This window comes from Shewanella sp. SM69 (assembly GCF_025653985.1).
Classification (GTDB): domain Bacteria; phylum Pseudomonadota; class Gammaproteobacteria; order Enterobacterales; family Shewanellaceae; genus Shewanella; species Shewanella oncorhynchi.
In genome coordinates, this window is record NZ_JAKKRV010000009.1 from 88445 (window position 1) to 106290 (window position 17846).

Annotated in this window: 12 protein-coding genes; 5 read left to right on the forward strand and 7 right to left on the reverse strand. The window is 44.2% G+C overall.

The genetic code is table 11. The annotated features are described in order from the left end of the window. Position 1: 1 nt before the first annotated feature. From L5M37_RS13495 to L5M37_RS13520, 6 genes are all read right to left on the reverse strand, one after another. Entirely contained in the window at positions 2-1741 is a 1740-nt protein-coding gene (locus L5M37_RS13495; RefSeq protein WP_263200806.1) for a hypothetical protein, read from the reverse strand. Continuing rightward, positions 1704-3071, reverse strand: a complete 1368-nt coding sequence (gene xerC / locus L5M37_RS13500; protein ID WP_263200808.1) for a tyrosine recombinase XerC — start codon at positions 3069-3071, stop codon at positions 1704-1706. Before xerC ends, L5M37_RS13495 begins: the two co-directional genes overlap by 38 nt. 178 nt (positions 3072-3249) lie before the next feature. Then, positions 3250-4698, reverse strand: coding sequence for a DUF2235 domain-containing protein (locus L5M37_RS13505; protein WP_011498005.1), 1449 nt, complete (start codon positions 4696-4698; stop codon positions 3250-3252). 364 nt (positions 4699-5062) lie between these two features. After that, the gene (gene gorA / locus L5M37_RS13510; RefSeq protein ID WP_263200811.1) at positions 5063-6421 is read right to left on the reverse strand and encodes a glutathione-disulfide reductase; all 1359 of its coding nucleotides are present in this window, start codon (positions 6419-6421) and stop codon (positions 5063-5065) included. A gap of 146 nt (positions 6422-6567) precedes the next feature. Further along, positions 6568-7134, reverse strand: a complete 567-nt coding sequence (locus L5M37_RS13515) for a hypothetical protein (RefSeq protein WP_263200887.1) — start codon at positions 7132-7134, stop codon at positions 6568-6570. Between the two features lie 152 nt (positions 7135-7286). Beyond that, entirely contained in the window at positions 7287-8078 is a 792-nt protein-coding gene (locus L5M37_RS13520) for a hypothetical protein (RefSeq protein WP_173497829.1), read from the reverse strand. Positions 8079-8347: 269 nt separating this feature from the next. Between L5M37_RS13520 and prlC the strand changes: the two genes are divergently transcribed. Together prlC and L5M37_RS13530 are read left to right on the forward strand one after the other, a co-directional pair. Next, on the forward strand, positions 8348-10387 hold the full coding sequence (gene prlC / locus L5M37_RS13525) for an oligopeptidase A (protein WP_263200813.1): 2040 nt from the start codon (positions 8348-8350) through the stop codon (positions 10385-10387). Positions 10388-10562: 175 nt separating this feature from the next. Beyond that, positions 10563-11093, forward strand: a complete 531-nt coding sequence (locus L5M37_RS13530; protein WP_011791203.1) for a thioesterase family protein — start codon at positions 10563-10565, stop codon at positions 11091-11093. 24 nt (positions 11094-11117) lie between these two features. Here L5M37_RS13530 and L5M37_RS13535 read toward each other — a convergent pair whose 3' ends face one another. After that, positions 11118-11765 carry a glutathione S-transferase family protein gene (locus L5M37_RS13535; RefSeq protein WP_131524442.1) on the reverse strand — a complete coding sequence of 216 codons (648 nt, stop codon included), beginning with the start codon at positions 11763-11765 and terminating at the stop codon, positions 11118-11120. A gap of 206 nt (positions 11766-11971) precedes the next feature. On the opposite strand from L5M37_RS13535, the gene L5M37_RS13540 reads away from it, so the two are divergent. The 3 genes from L5M37_RS13540 to L5M37_RS13550 all read left to right on the forward strand — a co-directional run bounded on the left by L5M37_RS13540 (position 11972) and on the right by L5M37_RS13550 (position 17765). After that, positions 11972-12661 (forward strand): DNA-3-methyladenine glycosylase I, encoded by a 690-nt coding sequence (locus L5M37_RS13540; protein ID WP_105250704.1) that lies wholly within the window; start codon positions 11972-11974, stop codon positions 12659-12661. 814 nt (positions 12662-13475) lie between these two features. Further along, positions 13476-14621, forward strand: coding sequence for an efflux RND transporter periplasmic adaptor subunit (locus L5M37_RS13545; protein ID WP_105250703.1), 1146 nt, complete (start codon positions 13476-13478; stop codon positions 14619-14621). A gap of 9 nt (positions 14622-14630) precedes the next feature. Then, positions 14631-17765 (forward strand): efflux RND transporter permease subunit, encoded by a 3135-nt coding sequence (locus L5M37_RS13550; protein WP_113940203.1) that lies wholly within the window; start codon positions 14631-14633, stop codon positions 17763-17765. Positions 17766-17846 lie beyond the last annotated feature (81 nt).

The following is a 17846-nucleotide window of genomic DNA, read 5'->3' on the forward strand; positions in this document are numbered from 1 at the left end:
CTCAGCTAATATTGACACTATCTATATCCATCCACAGGGGATGACGACCTTCATCTGCTAATTTTCTTTTAGCTTGCTGTACAACTTTGGGACTTAATTGTTTTAAGCGGAGGTCAATCTTTGCTAAGGCTTCGCCAAAATTTTTCTGATAATGAGCATTATCTATATGCAGGCATGCCGATTCTTCAATGCATTCGCGAAAACTAAGAGCACACCATAAATCAGTTACCGATTCGACAAGCACTTGATGTTCGCAGCTCCAACATTTGATTAAATCGGCACATGCTAGATTTTCACTTTCAGTTATGAGCCCATGTGCTCGTGCTCTTGATGTAAACTTCTCAGCCATTGCTCCCATCGGCTCTTTGCAATAACTGCCGTGAGCGCTACGAGTGGGAGGAGATGCTCGTCGGATGTATGCTTCATAGGCAAGTACTTCCACTTTTTGTGCTTCTCTAACCTTTTGTTTCGCTGACTCCACACTTTGTCTGTCACGCACGATCTGTTCTAAAGTTTGGCTTGTATCACGGTTCATCAGATCGTTTTCATGAGGGTTTCCACTTGAATATGCGAGGGCAATAGTCCTAGGTGTGTTATCCAGAAGAATTGCAGCTTCCAGTGTGCCTTTTAGTGCCAAAGTTAAATGACTACCCGTTGCTCTGAATCTCCTTGGTGTTGGCCATAATATGTCTCCTCGTTCATCAGTCATCGGGAAATATTTAGTTAACCAATTTGCTTTGAAGTCATTGAGCAGGCACCCACTCATCATCTGAACTTTTCTTTTTCGGTAGCTGTAAGCCGGTAACAGCAAGCCATCAGGTTTAGGATCGACCAGTTTTGAGACAGTCATTAATTGGTCAAAAAACTGGGTTGCATACTTAGGAATTTCTAGCGTGTTATGATCCCCTAGCTCTACAGTGATAGTTTTAAACGCTCTTCGCTTAAATGCTGGCATTTGATACCAATTACTTGATATGACGTGTGTGCTAGTTTGTGGGCGTCTTAAACTATATAGGACGGTGCTGTTACTCCACGTGTAATAACTTAGAAGGAATGTTGCGGCATAAAAAATCTTTGATGCTCCACCGGCTACTGAATAATCTTTCCCCTTCCAAGAAAAAACCATTGTGTGAACGTTCGAACTTGCTTGAATATGAAATTCTGGGTCGGTAATAAATTGCTGGTACAATTGCTTAAAAATACTTCTTAGCAACGGAAGCAGTTGTTTTAGATCTGCATCGCTATAGCCGCGAGTTGGCTCTGTTTGTGTGTAACCCGATCGTAGCCGTTGTGGATAAATGTTCCGAACCGGGAGATCTAGCCACTGGAATAAGGATGATAAATCAGCCCGTAGCCTGCTTTCTGTACTATCTTTGATTTCTCCTCGTCGCTGACGAATGGACTTATATTCTAGCTCTTTAACATATGCCATTTCCGATAGCGGTTGAAGCGGGGGAGTTTGCGTATCACAAAACGTAAAGTGTCTTCTAGCTGCGGTGAATACATTACCTTTGGTTGCTGGTGAAGCATCTTCCCTGCCCGTAATTGTGATAAACAGTTTCTGTGCTATATCATCACGGTCTAATAGCTGAACATTTCCCAGCTTTATTTCATGTGTTTTAGGTACCCCACGATACCTGAATCGATTAAAGTCCAAGAGTGTGTGTGCGTTTGCTCCGTTTCGTATGGGAATACAAAGATGTTCAACCCAGGGGGCTATTAATTTCATCGTCTTGCTCATTAGCTTCCTCTAATGCCTGGTGCATAATGCTGTCTAGTACAGATATCTTCTCTTTTAACGCTTCTTTTCTTTTGAGGTACTGCAAGTACTTCCATGTCGTGGATTCATTCTTATGTCCCATCCACCCCATCAGTAAGCTCAGTGCATTCGCAGGCTCAATACCTGCTTCAAGTAGGCTATGTAGTCGGTAAGTTGCATAACTACATCTAAGATCATGAAACTTATGCTCAAATTGTATTCCTGACTTAATTATTGAGCGGCGAACTTCTCCAAAGCGAGAGCCTATTGTGTTTGGGTCGTATGGATTACCTTGTTGGCTAATAAATAAGGGTTCGTATCGCTGGGCTGTGGTCAGGGCGTCGAGTTTTTCCTTTGAGACATGAACAGAGTGGGACTTTTTTATGTCATGGATGCCTTTGTGGAACTCAATTTTGCTAAGAAGTTTGTCAAGTCGGCACATTCGCCGCTCACTAATGGCATAAGTTTTCAAATCTGAAAAAAGGCGACTTGTTATCTCAATCGTTCGAGTTTTATTGTATTTTGTAGGTACACCATTACTTGGTCCTATTGTTAGCTCGAAATGAGTTATTGAACCTGAGCGTTGAACCGATTGTTCTAGTGCGGCCAAAGTCAATCCTGACGCTTCTTGGATACGCAAGCCGGATTGAGCTGCGAGTAAACAGATCAGCCTAAATTCGCAAGGTACATTACGTAAATGTAGAGCTAAATGAGTGAGTGAAATTTGAGTTAAGGGCTTTAGCCCCCGAATATTCTTACTGGTTGCATCCCTTGGCGTTCTGATGCGCAAGTCTGTAGTTTGGACCAGAAATTTAGGCATCATATGAGCCAGCATGTCGCTTCTCTGTATTCTTACAAATTCGATTTCGAAGGGTTTGTGCTTCTCGCTGATGTGGTAATAACGTTCATGTGCTGCCCATAAATAAAATTGGATGACATGTGTCATATACGTGTTGGCAGTTGAGTATGCGAGCTCACCAGCTTTAACACTCTTGAGAAGTTTGTAATTCCTATATCGATATGTAGGCTTTAAACCTTTTGCTAAGGGGAAGACGTCCCAGGTTAACTTTTCTGATTCAAGAAAATTCCAATAATGCAAAAGCGCTCTTGCATAAGAACTCAGGTTTTCGAGGCGTTTGTTCGCTTTAAGATGAATGAACCAGTAGTTTACTGGTGCAACATATCCCCAGTTTTGGTCATAAATAGTAGGCAATGACCCTAGATTTCGGCCATTCAGAAACTCTATAGGGTCCGTTTCAGTGGTGATTTCACCACCTATATGTACGTCGTCTGATTTGATCAAGTAAGCCACGGGATGAACTTTGTAATAACTGTTGGTTCATCCAGTATCTGCTACTGCTATCAAGATCCTAAGGCCTGTAATGTACCAATTTGGGCAGTTTGAGCGCTTGCAAATGAGGTTTATCGTTTACAGTGGGCTCTTTGGGGTGAAATCTACCTAATGATTATTTAATAATCATCATTAGATCTCAGTGATATTCGAGTACACGTTTGCAGTTTATGTAAAAATACAGGTTGTTGACGTTGCCATTCTTTAGCAAAATGATTTCAATTCTTGACATTTCGTTGTTTGGAATTTGCTCCCAAATATTTTTATGGATCGTTACTAATGATGCTTTATTTGAATCATTGAAGCGATATTTAATTGTATGTGAAGCATCTGCATAACTGTAGCTAATGTCACTTCTTTTAATGCCACTATGATTATCTATGATTGTTAATTCATTATTTTTCTTAAATACATCAAAAACAATAGGCCGTATTTCTTTTGTGTCAGTGATGAAACTATGTGCGGAAGAAAGATACATAGAGTTCAATCTTTCATTCAATAGTACTATCTCTTCTGGTATTAGTGGTTTTGAATATATATTTATATACTTTCTAATTGGTCTCTCTCCAAAAATTGCTGATTTAGTTATGTCAATATATCCTCGAGAATCATGATATCCTTGTGAATAAAATGACTCTTCGATCTGAAATTGATTTTCATGGATTAATCCAAGACTGGAGAGTATAAACAACCCATAATTACGATAAAGCGTGCCAATGCCATTTTTATATGAGGAGCCTATATCTGAGTGGGAACCAGGTAGTTCGATTTGAAAAAGTCTACTTGATGACTTTACTTCACTTTTTGAACATGTGTGAAATTCAGTTTCATCATATATAATGGGTAGTGTAATGAAGTTTGGATCATAGTCTTTTACACCATAAAATAAGTCTCTTCTTTCATTTTTTGCTATTATATGTATAAAGTAGTCAGTAGATTCTGAAATAGATAATTGAAGTTTATCTGATACACTTGTCGGAACCGTATCGAACATTATTGCGGTAGTTCTAACTAAAGGCTCTGTAGACGTTATAGATGCTAATAGGCTTGTTTGGAAATTCTCATCTAATAAATTCATAAAGTGTCGTCCAATTGCTGCACCTCTACTAAAGCCTAAGACAATAACTCTAACTTCAAGATTCGGGATGCCTCCCCATTCATTTGATATCTTCTTTTTTATGTCTTTAATTGCTGTCTCAGCCTTACTTACGCATGTAGTACACAGCACAGAATCTATAATGTCTTTGTATCCAGGCCCGAAATAATAATTTCCCTGATAGTTTTTTGGGAGGGAATTGTACAAGTAGGCCACAATAGTTTCACGTTCTGAATTTTTATCAAAATCGTACTGATTATTTTGCGTGCCATCGAAAGCCACTACATAGAATTTTATGTTTCTCTCACCGCTTGAATAGGTAATGTTAGGGATTGTTGATACTAGCTTAGATAATTTAATAAACTCTCTTTCTTCATAAGGCAAAGGTAATGGTGTTTCGCCTGAAATGAAGTTTGAGCACGATGTAAAAAAAATTATAAATATGAGCGCGTATAAAATCGGAGGAATTTTTTTATAAGTATTATGCATCATAAGTCCTGAATTTCATTGTCATATAACCGATTCTTAAATATGAATTTAATCTGCAGATAAATATTTTTACATCAAATGATGCTAGTCCATGTTTTAATTGGTGTATAAAGTAGAATGTTAATGGATGTGGTTGCATAATATAGAAAAAATAAATAAAATCTGGCACATATCGTATGTATAGGAAAATATCTACATTATCATTCATACAATATGCAGTCAGAAGAATTTTAAGTGAACTTCCATCTCTAGGCAATCATGTTGATGTGAGATATCGAAATAAACTTCATGAGATAAAAGGCCAGAAATAATTCTGGCCTTGCTAGGTTTTTCTACAGAAAAAACGTGTGTAGGTGGGTTTTCTACATTAACCCCTCATAGTAACAAATTCTTCCGCGCCCGTGGGGTGGATAGCAACGACCGCATCGAAATCGGCTTTAGTCGCGCCCATTTTCATGGCGACGCCAAAACCTTGAAGGATTTCGTCCATACCAAAACCAATACCATGAATACCGACGACTTTTTCGTCCTTGCCAGCGCAGACTAACTTCATCTTACAGGCTTGGCGATGGGCCGTAACGGCTGTGTACATGGAGGTAAATGTCGACGTATACACTTTGACGTTATCGTCGCCGTATTGAGTACGGGCTTCTGGTTCGGTCAAGCCCATAGTGCCGATAGGTGGATGGCTGAATACAACGGTTGGGATCAGGCTGTAATCCATTTTGGCATCTGTCATACCGTTAAATAAACGCTCGGACAACAAACGGCCCGCTTTAACCGCAACAGGGGTGAGCTCTACGCCGCCCGCCATAATGTCGCCGACACAGTAAATCCCTTTGTGAGTTGTATTTTGCTGCTCATCAGTGATGACATAGCCTTTGCTATCTAATTGCACTTCGGTATTTTCTAGGCCGATATTGCCTGTTGCAGGTGAGCGGCCAATTGCCCAAATCAAGCAATCGACTGTAATGCTTTCACCGTTTTCTAAGTTTAATGTCAGGCTGTCATCGGCATTTTTAACCACGGCTTTTGGCACGTTATGGGTGTGCAATGTTGGGCCTTCGGTTGCCATCGCATCGACGAGAGCATCGACTAATATAGGGTCAAAGTTACGAAGCGGCGCATGTTTACGCACTAATAAGTGAGTTTCACTGCCCAGAGCGTGTAACACGCCAGCGACTTCAACAGCGATATAACCCGCGCCAACAACGGCAACGCGCTTAGGTTGCTCGCGTAGGGCGAAGAAACCATCGGAATCGATACCGTATTGCGCGCCAGGAATGTTCGGAATAGTCGGTGCGCCGCCAGTGGCGATGAGGATGTGATCGGCGGTGTAATGTTCGCCGCCCACTTCGATGGTGTTGCCATCCACAAAACGGCCGTAGCCATTTAACAGCGTCACTTTATTGTTGGCAAAACCACGGCCATAGGCATCGTGAATGCGACCAATGTAGGCTTCGCGGTTTTCGACCAAGGTATTCCAATCGAATTTATTAACAGTGACGTCGAAACCATAATCTTTGGCGTAAAGGTTCATCGCTTCGGCAACATGGGCGCCATACCACATGACTTTTTTGGGCACACAACCTACGTTTACACAGGTGCCACCCACGTGTTTGGCTTCGATGAGTAGAACCTTAGCACCACGCATTGCCGCTCGGTTTGCTGAGGCGATACCGCCGCTGCCTGCGCCTAGGCAGATATAGTCAAAATGTTGAGCCATGAGTTTCTCCGTCTTACTTCAAGGATGAGATGCTTTACAGCAGAAGGTCATTGTAGGGGGCTTTGCGGTAACAGACCAGCCTATTGCATCACTAACGTATAAGGCATTGCTTTTAATAAAAATACTCCTAAAGTTGCATTCAGTTGTTATCGCGTGGCTGTTTCGCGGCGATATTGGCACTTAGAGTGATCGTTTTGAGCTGGGCCTTCTGCACCACATTTCAAACATTGCCACTCCTTTTGGCGGGCGCGGAGTTCATCGGCTTGATGCTTAGCAGCGTTATCTTGTTTGTCGCCGAGTAGGGACTCTAGCTGATCCATACGTTTATCGAGCCAACGGCAGTTAGGATCATTGGCGACATGTGCACGACTGGCGAGCTGTTGCTTGCGACTGAGTTTTTTACTCTTAGCGGCTTTGTTCGATTGAGTGGCTTTAGTTGATTTAGTGGTTTTGGATGGCTCTGCGGGTGTAACAGTGGGGGGCGAATACTCGAACGCACTTTGCACTTGGTTAGGCACATTAATCGGCTTGCCCTCATTGTCGAGTAAAGTGCCTAGGGGCAAAGGCGCGGTTTGTGTCGGTTGCGCTAAGGATTCTAGACTCGGTTCAGGCTCAGATACCTGCTGCGCATTAGTCGAGCTTGTCACTTGGATAAAAAGCAGGGGCAAGGTAATGACAGCGGTTCGGATAAGATAGAAATGATGCGTTAACATTCCCTGTTCCTCGGCAAAATCGATATGAATAGTGAGTCGCTCCGTCGACATTTTGAGTTTAGTTAGTGAGCTTTGTTTTTGCCAAATGTCGCGGGATAAATTGACAGAGGAAGGTTGCAATACAGCGCTAGAAACACAGAGCTAAAACGACGTTAAAACGTTATTGCAAAGTGGATGCCTGCATAGGTTTGATCCTGTGAACTCATATCGCCATTGGCTGAGGCTTCTTGCTCAATATCACTCTGGGCAATGCTGTGGCTAATGTGCCCGCTAATATTCATGCTTGGGGTCAGTTGATAATTCGCTTCGAGGCCAAACTGCAGGTTATTACTGCCATCGTGTTCTTCTGTGCGGTATTTAAAATCAAACCCTTGAGTGATATAGGGCGTGAGGCTGAACTGGTCTGTGATATTCCAATAACTGTGCAAACTCACTTCAACAAAGTAGCCTGCCGCTTCTGTGGAATAGACATAACTCACCGATGGTACCAACCAAGCTGTGGCGCTGTAGGCGAGTTCTGCAAATAGCTCGTTATCTTGGCAGCGGCTATTGCTATAGCCTTCAATGCGCTGATATCCCAAATTGGCCTCTAGGTTTTCGGCTAAGTTGAACCCATATTCAAGGCCGATATTCCACTCTGTATAGGCTTGGCTATCACCGCGTCCGACTAAGGCATAAGTGGTTAAGTTGCCGTGTTGAACAGCAGCATTGAGCCAATAAATACCCCCATTTTGCAAGTTATTGCGACCCTGTGAGACATATTTGCTGTCCCAACCTAAATCCAGCGTCACCGCCAAAGGTTCTGTTATCTGGCGGGGTAATATGGTGTTTGAAATACTATCGACTTGTTCTAGGCCCTCATTAGCAACTGCGTTGTGACTAAGGCAGTTGATCCCTAATGTGCAGAGGACGCTGGCGATAAGTTTCACTGAGTGTGTTGCCATATTTTTGCTGATTTTGGTCGAGGTACGTTAGTTATGCAGATAATACCTTGCCCACATACAAACATTAATGCGAATTGATTCGATTTGCGATCAAGATTGCAACAATGTGTAGGTAAATAAAACGTAAATCCTAAATGCGAACTAGTTCACTTTTTTTCAGGGGAAATAGGGTTAAGTAAGGCGTTCGAAGGGGACAATCGGTTTTCTCGCCTTGATAAATAGGCCATTAGCCCTTATTTATAACAGATACAGATTGTTGAGGAGTCAATATGAGCAACCCTTTGCTTAGCGGCGCAAAATTACCGCTTTTTTCACAGATTAAACCGGAACATATTCAAGTCGCCGTTGAGCATGCCATTGCTCAGTGCCGCACTAAGATTGATGAAGTGCTGCAGAACCAAGGTCCTTTTACGTGGGACAACTTGGTCGCGCCATTAGAACAGGTTGACGATGAGCTAAGCCAAATTTGGTCGCCCGTTTCTCATATGAATTCAGTGACTAGCACAGATGAGTGGCGTGCCGCCCATGATGCTTGTTTACCTCTTTTATCGGAATACGGTACTTACGTTGGCCAACACCAAGGTTTGTATCAAGCCTATAAAGCGCTGCGAGCATCCAATGAATTTGCACAATTGAGCCAAGCCCAGCAGATGGTGATAGAGCACAGCCTGCGCGACTTTGAACTATCGGGTATTGGCTTAGATGACGCGCAAAAAGTGCGTTATGGCGAGATTGTAAAACGTCTTTCTGAACTCACCAGTGGTTTTTCGAATCAATTACTGGATGCGACGCAAGCTTGGACTAAGTTGATCACTGATGAAGCTGAGCTTGCTGGTTTGCCTGAGTCTGCCAAAGCCGCCGCTAAAGCGATGGCGCAGTCGCGTGAGCTAGAAGGTTGGTTATTTACCTTAGATTTTCCATCTTACCTACCCGTCATGACCTACAGCGAAAACCGCAGTCTTCGGGAAGAATGCTACCGTGCGTTTGTCACTCGCGCTTCAGATCAAGGTCCCAATGCCGGAGAGTTTGATAACAGCCCGCTGATGGACAAAATTCTTGCTTTACGCCACGAACTCGCATTGTTACTCGGTTTTGATAGTTTTGCTGACAAATCTCTGGCGACGAAAATGGCTGAAACACCGGCGCAGGTGATGGCATTTTTAAATGAGTTAGCGCTGCGCTCAAAGGATCAAGCTAAGGCAGAACTGGCTGAGCTGAGAGCGTTTGCAGAGGCCGAATATGGCGTGACTGAAATGGCCTCTTGGGACTTAAGTTTCTATGCTGAGAAGTTGCAGCAGCATAAGTATGAGATTTCACAGGAAATCCTGCGTCCGTATTTCCCCGAAGATAAAGTGCTCTCAGGTTTGTTCTACACAGTATCGCGTTTGTTCGGCCTTAAAATCCTTGAGCAAAAGGATTTTGACCGATGGCATAAAGACGTGCGTTTCTTCGATATTTTCGACGAAACTGACGAACACAGAGGTAGCTTCTACCTCGATTTATATGCCCGCACAGGTAAACGTGGTGGTGCTTGGATGGATGACTGCCGTGTGCGCCGTCAAACCGCCAATGGATTACAAAAGCCAGTGGCTTATTTGACCTGTAACTTTAATGGTCCGGTCGATGGCAAACCTGCGCTGTTTACCCATGATGAAGTGACAACCTTGTTCCACGAATTTGGCCATGGTATCCACCACATGCTGACAAAAATCGATGTTGCAGGCGTGTCGGGCATCAATGGTGTGCCTTGGGATGCGGTCGAATTACCAAGTCAATTTATGGAAAACTGGTGTTGGCAGGAAGAAGCATTAGCCGAAATTTCTGGCCACTTTGAAACCGGCGAGCCATTACCTAAAGCCTTGTTGGATAAAATGCTGGCGGCGAAAAACTTCCAGTCTGGCATGATGATGCTGCGCCAACTCGAGTTCTCGTTGTTCGATTTTAGAATGCACCACGAATACGACCCAGCTAAAGGCGCGCGCATTCAAGAAACCTTAGACGAAGTGCGTCGTCAGGTGGCCGTATTAACGCCGCCGGATTTTAACCGTTTCCAACATGGGTTTGCCCATATTTTTGCGGGCGGTTATGCCGCAGGTTATTACAGCTATAAATGGGCTGAAGTGCTGTCGGCGGATGCGTTTTCCCGCTTCGAAGAGGAAGGTATTTTTAACCCTGAAACGGGTCGTAACTTCCTGCACAATATCCTCGAAATGGGTGGTTCAGCCGAGCCGATGGACTTGTTCAAACAGTTTATGGGGCGCGAACCGAATATCGATGCCCTGTTAAGACATTCAGGCATTGCTGCATAAGCAATTGTGAGTTTTGATAAATCAGCCCCTTTTAATGGGCTGATTATCTGAGGGTATTTAGCTTAATCGAACGATAAAAAGACGCCTTAGGGCGTCTTTTTTGTGAGCTATATCTCGCTTGCCCTGTGGTATGACCTCTGTTAGCCTGTGGCTCTTATTTCAAGGGCGGCGCGTTATGAATCTGTATTTTCGTTTGTTTTGGTTGTTATTCTGGCGCACGCGCCATTGTCGTAAGATCGATTTTCTAGGGACAAGCCGTATCACTTATCGTGCTTTACCGAGCGATTGCGATATCAATTTCCATCTAACTAATTCTCGCTATCCCGCGTTTATGGATCTGGCGCGGACTTATATGTTGGCTGAGATGGGTCTGCTGAAACGTTTCTTAAAGTTGAAGTGGATGCCGATAGTTAACGCCGCCGAATTTACCTATATTCGCGATATTAAGCCGCTGAAAACTTTTGAGATTGAAACCAAAGTCGTCGGTTGGGATGAAAAATATTTCTATATTGAACAACGCTTTGTGAGCGAACGTGGCCTACATTGTATCGTCCATGTACGCGGTGTGTTTGTGTGCAAAGGTAAGCAAGTGCCGCTAGATGTACTAGTGAAAGAAGCGGGTTATACCGATCCTGCACCTGAGTTGCCGCCCGAAGTCGTGAAGTGGAAAGCGTTTTTGCAGTTGAAGAAAGAACGCAATATGTGATTGTGTTGAGGCATGACTTACTTGCTAAGGTATGCCTCTTATTCCTGCCGTTTCCTCCATCTCAGCCAGTAACACCTCTTCTTGTACTAACATCCAAGCGCCACGCAGTTGTGCCTGTTGCCAATAGCGCACGATTTCATCTAAATCCAACAGGTTTAGATGTTGGAAGCTATAGCTTAAGCAAGGGATGAGTGCACAGTCGGCTAAGGTAAAACTGTCGCCACAGACCCAATGATGTTGTGTGAGTTGCGCGTCTAAGCGTTGAAACTGTGTCAGTAGTTGCTTCTCTAATTGTTTGATTTCGAATTCATTACTGTCTTCTATATGCTTTAACTTTTCTAATTGAAATAATGGGTTGTTAATATCATTGTCTATGATGCGATCGAACAAACGTACCTGTAAGTTGCGTTGTGGTTCTTGTGGCAGCAGTTGGGTACTGTTTTCAAAATGCCTATCTAAGTACTCGATAATAATGCTGGATTCGGGTATCAGCTGTTCATTTTGGGCTTTAAGCAGGGGGATTCGCGCTTGCGGATAACGTTGGTGAAATTCCTTGCGGGACAAAGGGTCGCGTAGATCTATGATTCTGGGGTAGAAGTTGGCCTGCTTTTCATAAAGTGCGATGAGCACTTTCTGTGAATAGCGTGATAACGGGTGATAAAAAAGCTCCATAGGCACTCACTCCAAACCCAGTCTTTTACGGACTTTACGTTTTAACTTTAGTCGTAATTGAAGCGCTTGCTGTAAGAGTTTTCTTAAAAAATGCTGGAATAAACACAATTTTTATTGGCAAAGCCAAGTGATCCATCAGGGATAAAAATCGGTATTATGAGCCCATATAGAAAGTGTCGGGATTTAATCATTTTAAAGGTAATAATATGAGCCAGTTAGAGCGTTTTTCATCAATTTATGCCAGAGCCAGTGAGCGCAAAGGCGGACCTGCTGGACTCGAAGCCTTATTGTCTGGTTGCCTGTCTGATGATGAAATTCGCCAATATCGGGATGCTGAATTATTGTCGGCGATGAGCCGTCAGGTGTTTCAAAGTGGTTTTGTATGGCGGGTGGTTGTTAACAAATGGCCCGAGTATGAGAAGTCTTTCTTTGGGTTCGAACCGCATAAAGTATTGATGTTATCGCCTGAACAAATTCAAGCGCGGGCAAGTGATGCGACCTTGATTCGCCATCTTAAAAAGACTCAAGCTATTTATGATAACGCTCTGATGATCCACGATGTTGCTCGCGAACATGGCAGTTTGGCGCAACTGATCGCCGCTTGGCCGACACAGGATATTATTGGTTTGTGGGCGTTGTTGAAGAAACGCGGTACTCGATTGGGCGGCAATACGGGTCCCTATTTTCTGCGCGGTATTGGCAAAGATACTTTTTTGTTAACCGATGATGTACAAGGCTATTTTAAAGCACATAAGTTAGTCGATACGGGTTTTTCATCACAAACGGCGCTTAAGCAAGTGCAAGCCGTATTTAATCAGTGGCAACAGGAGTCGGGTCGTTGTTTGGCTGATATCAGCCGTATTCTGGCTTGCAGCGTGGGCGATAATCGAATTTAGTCCTGTTAAGTTGTGATTGAAGATGAACAAATTAGTTTTAATAGACAAATATTGCTTTGCTAGCAATATTTTTCATTACAGAAGCATTATTTGTGGGAGTCTGAGTTTCATTTAATGGAGTATTAATCTGAATTTCGGGTTTGCTCCGTTTTGGGGTAACCACTAAAATAGCCCGCTAGCTATTATTTGTGACTGTTTAATTGTGTGGCGTTGACTCATAACGCTGGCGCTGCCTTTTAGCCGTGCACAAATAGTAGATGTAATAAACTGCACAGCAATCCGCTATCGGATGTATTCATGTTTTTACGCACAAGCAGTCTGAAGCCAGCTCTTTGCTTACTCTTTTTCGGTATTGTCAGTCTTGATAGGGGCGTTTTTAACGACTTGATACTGAGAGTGGCCTGAGTAAAAACAAGCGCGCTGCGTTTTCGTCTCTATGTACAAATTATTGCAACAAGTGACGGTTAAGCTAACGTCATTGAGCTGTGGGCCTTGGCCTGCCGCAAGTCTAGAATATGAACAGATTTGCAACATATTCAATATGGAGTAGGCTTATTGGGTGTTTTACGGCATATCCCCCTAACAATGCCACTCAAAGTTAACCGATTTTTTAAATCGAATAACAATTCGATGAATATAGTAATGCTGAATGAGTGAAAATTTTCATTAGTTTACAATTTAGTTTCGTTATCTTCCTTGTTGATTCATATAGGCTATGAGATAAATAACGGATTTGATTTTAGTTACAATTACGGCTCGTGTCAGCGCAATAAGTGTACTGGTATGTGGGCAGTTAATATTTGAAGGAGTTCTCATGCGGCAGACAATTAAACTTGCCTCAGTTATAAGCGTGGCGTTATGGATGGCAGCTTGCAGCCCTCAAGAAGAGAGCGCTCAGGCGGGTGCTGGTCCACGTAGTATGGAAGTGGGAATCCTTAATGTTGTTGCCCAGCCACAAGTGATTCAGGTGGAATTACCAGGACGCAGTAAAGCTTTCCTCGAGGCTGAAGTTCGTCCACAGGTTAACGGTATTATTACTAAGCGTAGTTTTGTTGAAGGTGGCAATGTGAAACAGGGTGAATCTCTGTATCAGATTGATTCTTCAACTTATAAAGCTGCTTTAGTGAGTGCCAATGCTGATTTAGCCAGAGCGAATGCGGGCTTAGCCTCAGCAAAAGCTAAGGCGGCACGTTATCAGCAATTGGTAAAAACCAACGCCATCAGTAAGCAAGAGTTCGATGAAGCTGAAGCGGCATATAAAGAAGCATTAGCGAATGTAACCGTGGCTGAAGCTGCGATTAACACCGCTAAAATCAACTTGCAATATACTGAAGTATTAGCGCCTATCTCTGGTCGTATCGGTAAATCGAGTGTGACTGCGGGTGCGTTAGTCACTGCCAACCAGAGCCAAACGCTGGCGACGATTCAACAACTTGATCCTATCAATGTGGATATCGCGCAATCGAGTGCTCAGTTGTTACGTCTTAAAGCTAAGTTGCAGCAAGGTAAGCTACAAGCTTCAGAAAATGCAGACGTGAAATTATTGCTTGAAGATGGTACTCAATATAGTCATCCGGGTAAGTTGCAGTTCGCTGAAGTGAGCGTGGATCCAAACACTGGCTCCGTTATTCTGCGCGCAGAATTCCCTAACCCTGAAGGTATCTTGTTACCTGGCATGTATGTTCGCGCTATGTTAAATGCGGGCACTGATCCACAGGCTATCTTGGTTCCACAAAAAGCGATTACGCGTAACTCTAAGGGTGAAGCTGTGGCTATGGTGGTGAATGACCAAGGTTTAGTCGAAGCGAAAACAGTGACGACCGCAGAAGTGATTAACAACCAATGGCGAGTCACTTCTGGTTTAACTGTGGGCGACAAGTTGATTGTGGAAGGATTACAGAAAGTTCGTCCCGGCGCTCCAGTAACCACCAAAGTTATTTCTGAAACGCAAGCACAATAGGGCATAGCTATGGCACGTTTTTTTATTGATCGCCCCATCTTTGCGTGGGTGATCTCCTTGATTATTATGCTGGCGGGGATCCTCTCGATCCGCTCGCTGCCAGTGTCCCAATATCCTAACATTGCACCACCGACCGTGGTGATCAGTGCTAACTATCCTGGCGCTTCCGCTAAGATTGTTGAAGATTCTGTGACTCAGGTGATTGAGCAACGTATGACGGGTATCGATCACCTCCGTTATATCGCCTCAGCCAGTGACAGTTTTGGTAATGCTGAGATCACTTTAACCTTTAACGCTGAAGCCGATCCGGATATTGCACAGGTTCAAGTACAGAACAAGTTACAGGGCGCTATGACCCTGTTACCGCAAGAGGTGCAGGCACAAGGGGTTAACGTTAACAAGTCGAGTTCAGGCTTCTTAATGGTATTAGGCTTCGTATCGACCGATGGTTCGTTAGATAAAGGCGATATCGCCGACTATGTTGGTGCGAACATTCAAGATCCTATGAGTCGCGTACCTGGCGTAGGTGAAATTCAGTTGTTTGGTGCCCAATATGCGATGCGTATATGGCTAGATCCGTTGAAATTGACTCAATACAACTTGACCAGTTTAGACGTTATCGCAGCGATTCGTTCTCAAAACGCTCAAGTTTCAGCTGGACAGTTAGGTGGCGCGCCCTCTGTGGCAGGCCAAGAGTTGAACGCAACGGTATCGGCTCAAAGCCGCTTACAAACGGCAGAAGAGTTCCGTAAAATTATCCTTAAATCGGATATTTCAGGCGCAAACGTCTTCCTAAGCGATGTGGCACGGGTTGAATTAGGTTCTGAAAGTTATGCTGTGGTGTCACTGTATAACGGTCAACCTGCGACAGGGTTAGCGATTAAGCTGGCAACGGGTGCTAACGCGCTTGATACTGCTGAAGCTGTTCGTGAAAAAATTGCTGAGATGAAACCTTTCTTCCCGCAAGGGCTAGAAGTTGTTTATCCATACGATACAACGCCTTTCGTTGAAAAATCGATAGAAGGTGTAGTGCATACCCTGCTTGAAGCTATTGTACTAGTGTTCATCATCATGTACCTCTTCTTGCAAAATTTCCGTGCAACTTTGATCCCGACTATTGCGGTACCAGTGGTATTGCTGGGAACCTTTGCGATTCTGTCGTTAGCGGGTTTCTCGATTAACACTTTAACCATGTTTGCTATGGTGCTCGCCATTGGTTTGCTGGTGGACGATGCGATTGTGGTGGTGGAAAACGTCGAGCGGGTAATGGCCGAGGAGGGCTTAAGTCCACTGGAAGCGACGCGTAAGTCGATGGATCAAATTACCGGTGCTTTAGTCGGTATCGGTCTGACCCTCTCCGCAGTGTTTGTCCCTATGGCATTTATGTCAGGTTCAACTGGGGTTATTTATCGTCAATTCTCTATCACTATCGTATCTGCGATGGCGTTGTCTGTTCTAGTTGCTTTGATTTTAACTCCTGCACTTTGTGCGACTATGCTCAAACCGATTAAGAAGGGCCATGCTCATATCGAAACTGGCTTCTTTGGTTGGTTTAACCGTAGTTTCGATAAACTGACTAATCGTTATGAATCGAGCGTTGCTGGGATCATCAAGCGCGGCTTTAGAGTGATGGCGATTTACGTTGTGCTGGTTATTGCAGTCGGTTGGATCTTTATCCGTATGCCTACGGCGTTCTTACCAGATGAAGACCAAGGTATTTTGTTCACGCAAGCCATTTTGCCGACTAACTCAACTCAAGAAAGTACCTTAAAAGTATTGGAGAAAGTGTCTGATCACTTTATGGCTGAGGAGGGCGTGAGGTCGGTGTTTAGCGTGGCGGGCTTCAGTTTTGCGGGTCAAGGGCAAAACATGGGTATCGCCTTCGTTGGTTTGAAGGATTGGTCTGAGCGTGAAGCGCCTGGTATGGATGTGAAGTCTATTGCTGGTCGCGCTATGGGTGTGTTCGGTCAGATGAAAGATGCCTTAGTATTCGCCTTCGTACCGCCTGCGGTAATCGAGTTGGGGACGGCGAACGGTTTCGACATGTACCTGCAGGATAAGAACGGCCAAGGCCACGAGAAGTTAGTGGCGGCACGTAATCAACTGCTTGGTATGGCGGCACAGAATCCAAATCTGGTGGGTGTGCGTCCAAACGGTCAAGAAGATGCGCCAATTTATCAATTACATGTAGATCACGCTAAGTTGAGCGCGTTAGGCATTGAAATCACTAATGTGAACAATGTGCTTGCAACGGCTTGGGGTGGTTCTTATGTGAATGACTTTATTGACCGCGGCCGCGTGAAGAAAGTATATGTGCAAGGTGATGCCCAGTATCGTATGCAACCGGGAGATTTAGATTCTTGGTACGTGCGCAATAACAAGGGTGACATGGTGCCATTCTCTGCGTTTGCCACTGGTGCATGGGAATACGGTTCTCCACGTTTAGAACGCTTTAACGGCTTACCATCGATGAACATTCAAGGTGCCACGGCTCCTGGTTTCAGTACCGGTGCAGCTATGACAATTATGGAAGACTTAGCCAAGCAGCTTCCTCCTGGTTTTGGTGTCGCGTGGAACGGTCTATCTTATGAAGAACGTCTATCGGGTAACCAAGCGCCAGCGCTGTATGCTCTGTCGATCTTAGTGGTCTTCTTAGTATTGGCTGCACTCTATGAAAGCTGGTCGGTACCCTTTGCTGTTGTGCTCGTGGTTCCGCTCGGGATCATCGGTGCCTTGATTGCAATGAATGGTCGCGGCTTGCCAAACGACGTGTTCTTCCAAGTGGGGCTGTTAACAACAGTAGGGTTAGCGACTAAGAACGCCATCTTGATTGTGGAATTCGCCAAAGAGTTCTATGAGAAAGGTTCAGGCTTAGTCGAGGCGACCTTACATGCGGTGCGTGTGCGTCTTCGCCCCATCTTAATGACGTCTCTAGCCTTTGGTCTGGGTGTTGTGCCGTTAGCTATCAGTACCGGTGTCGGCTCTGGTAGTCAAAACGCCATTGGTACAGGTGTACTCGGCGGTATGATGAGCTCGACTTTCCTAGGGATCTTCTTCGTACCATTATTCTTCGTGATAGTGGAGCGTCTCTTCAGTAAGCGCGAGAAGAAAGCTAAAGAACAGAAGCCAAACTCAGCTGAATAAGCTCGATCGTTTCTAAACTTCTAAACTAAAGCCCTGCAATTGCAGGGCTTTTTGTTATTTTAATGCTGTTAGTTATAAAGA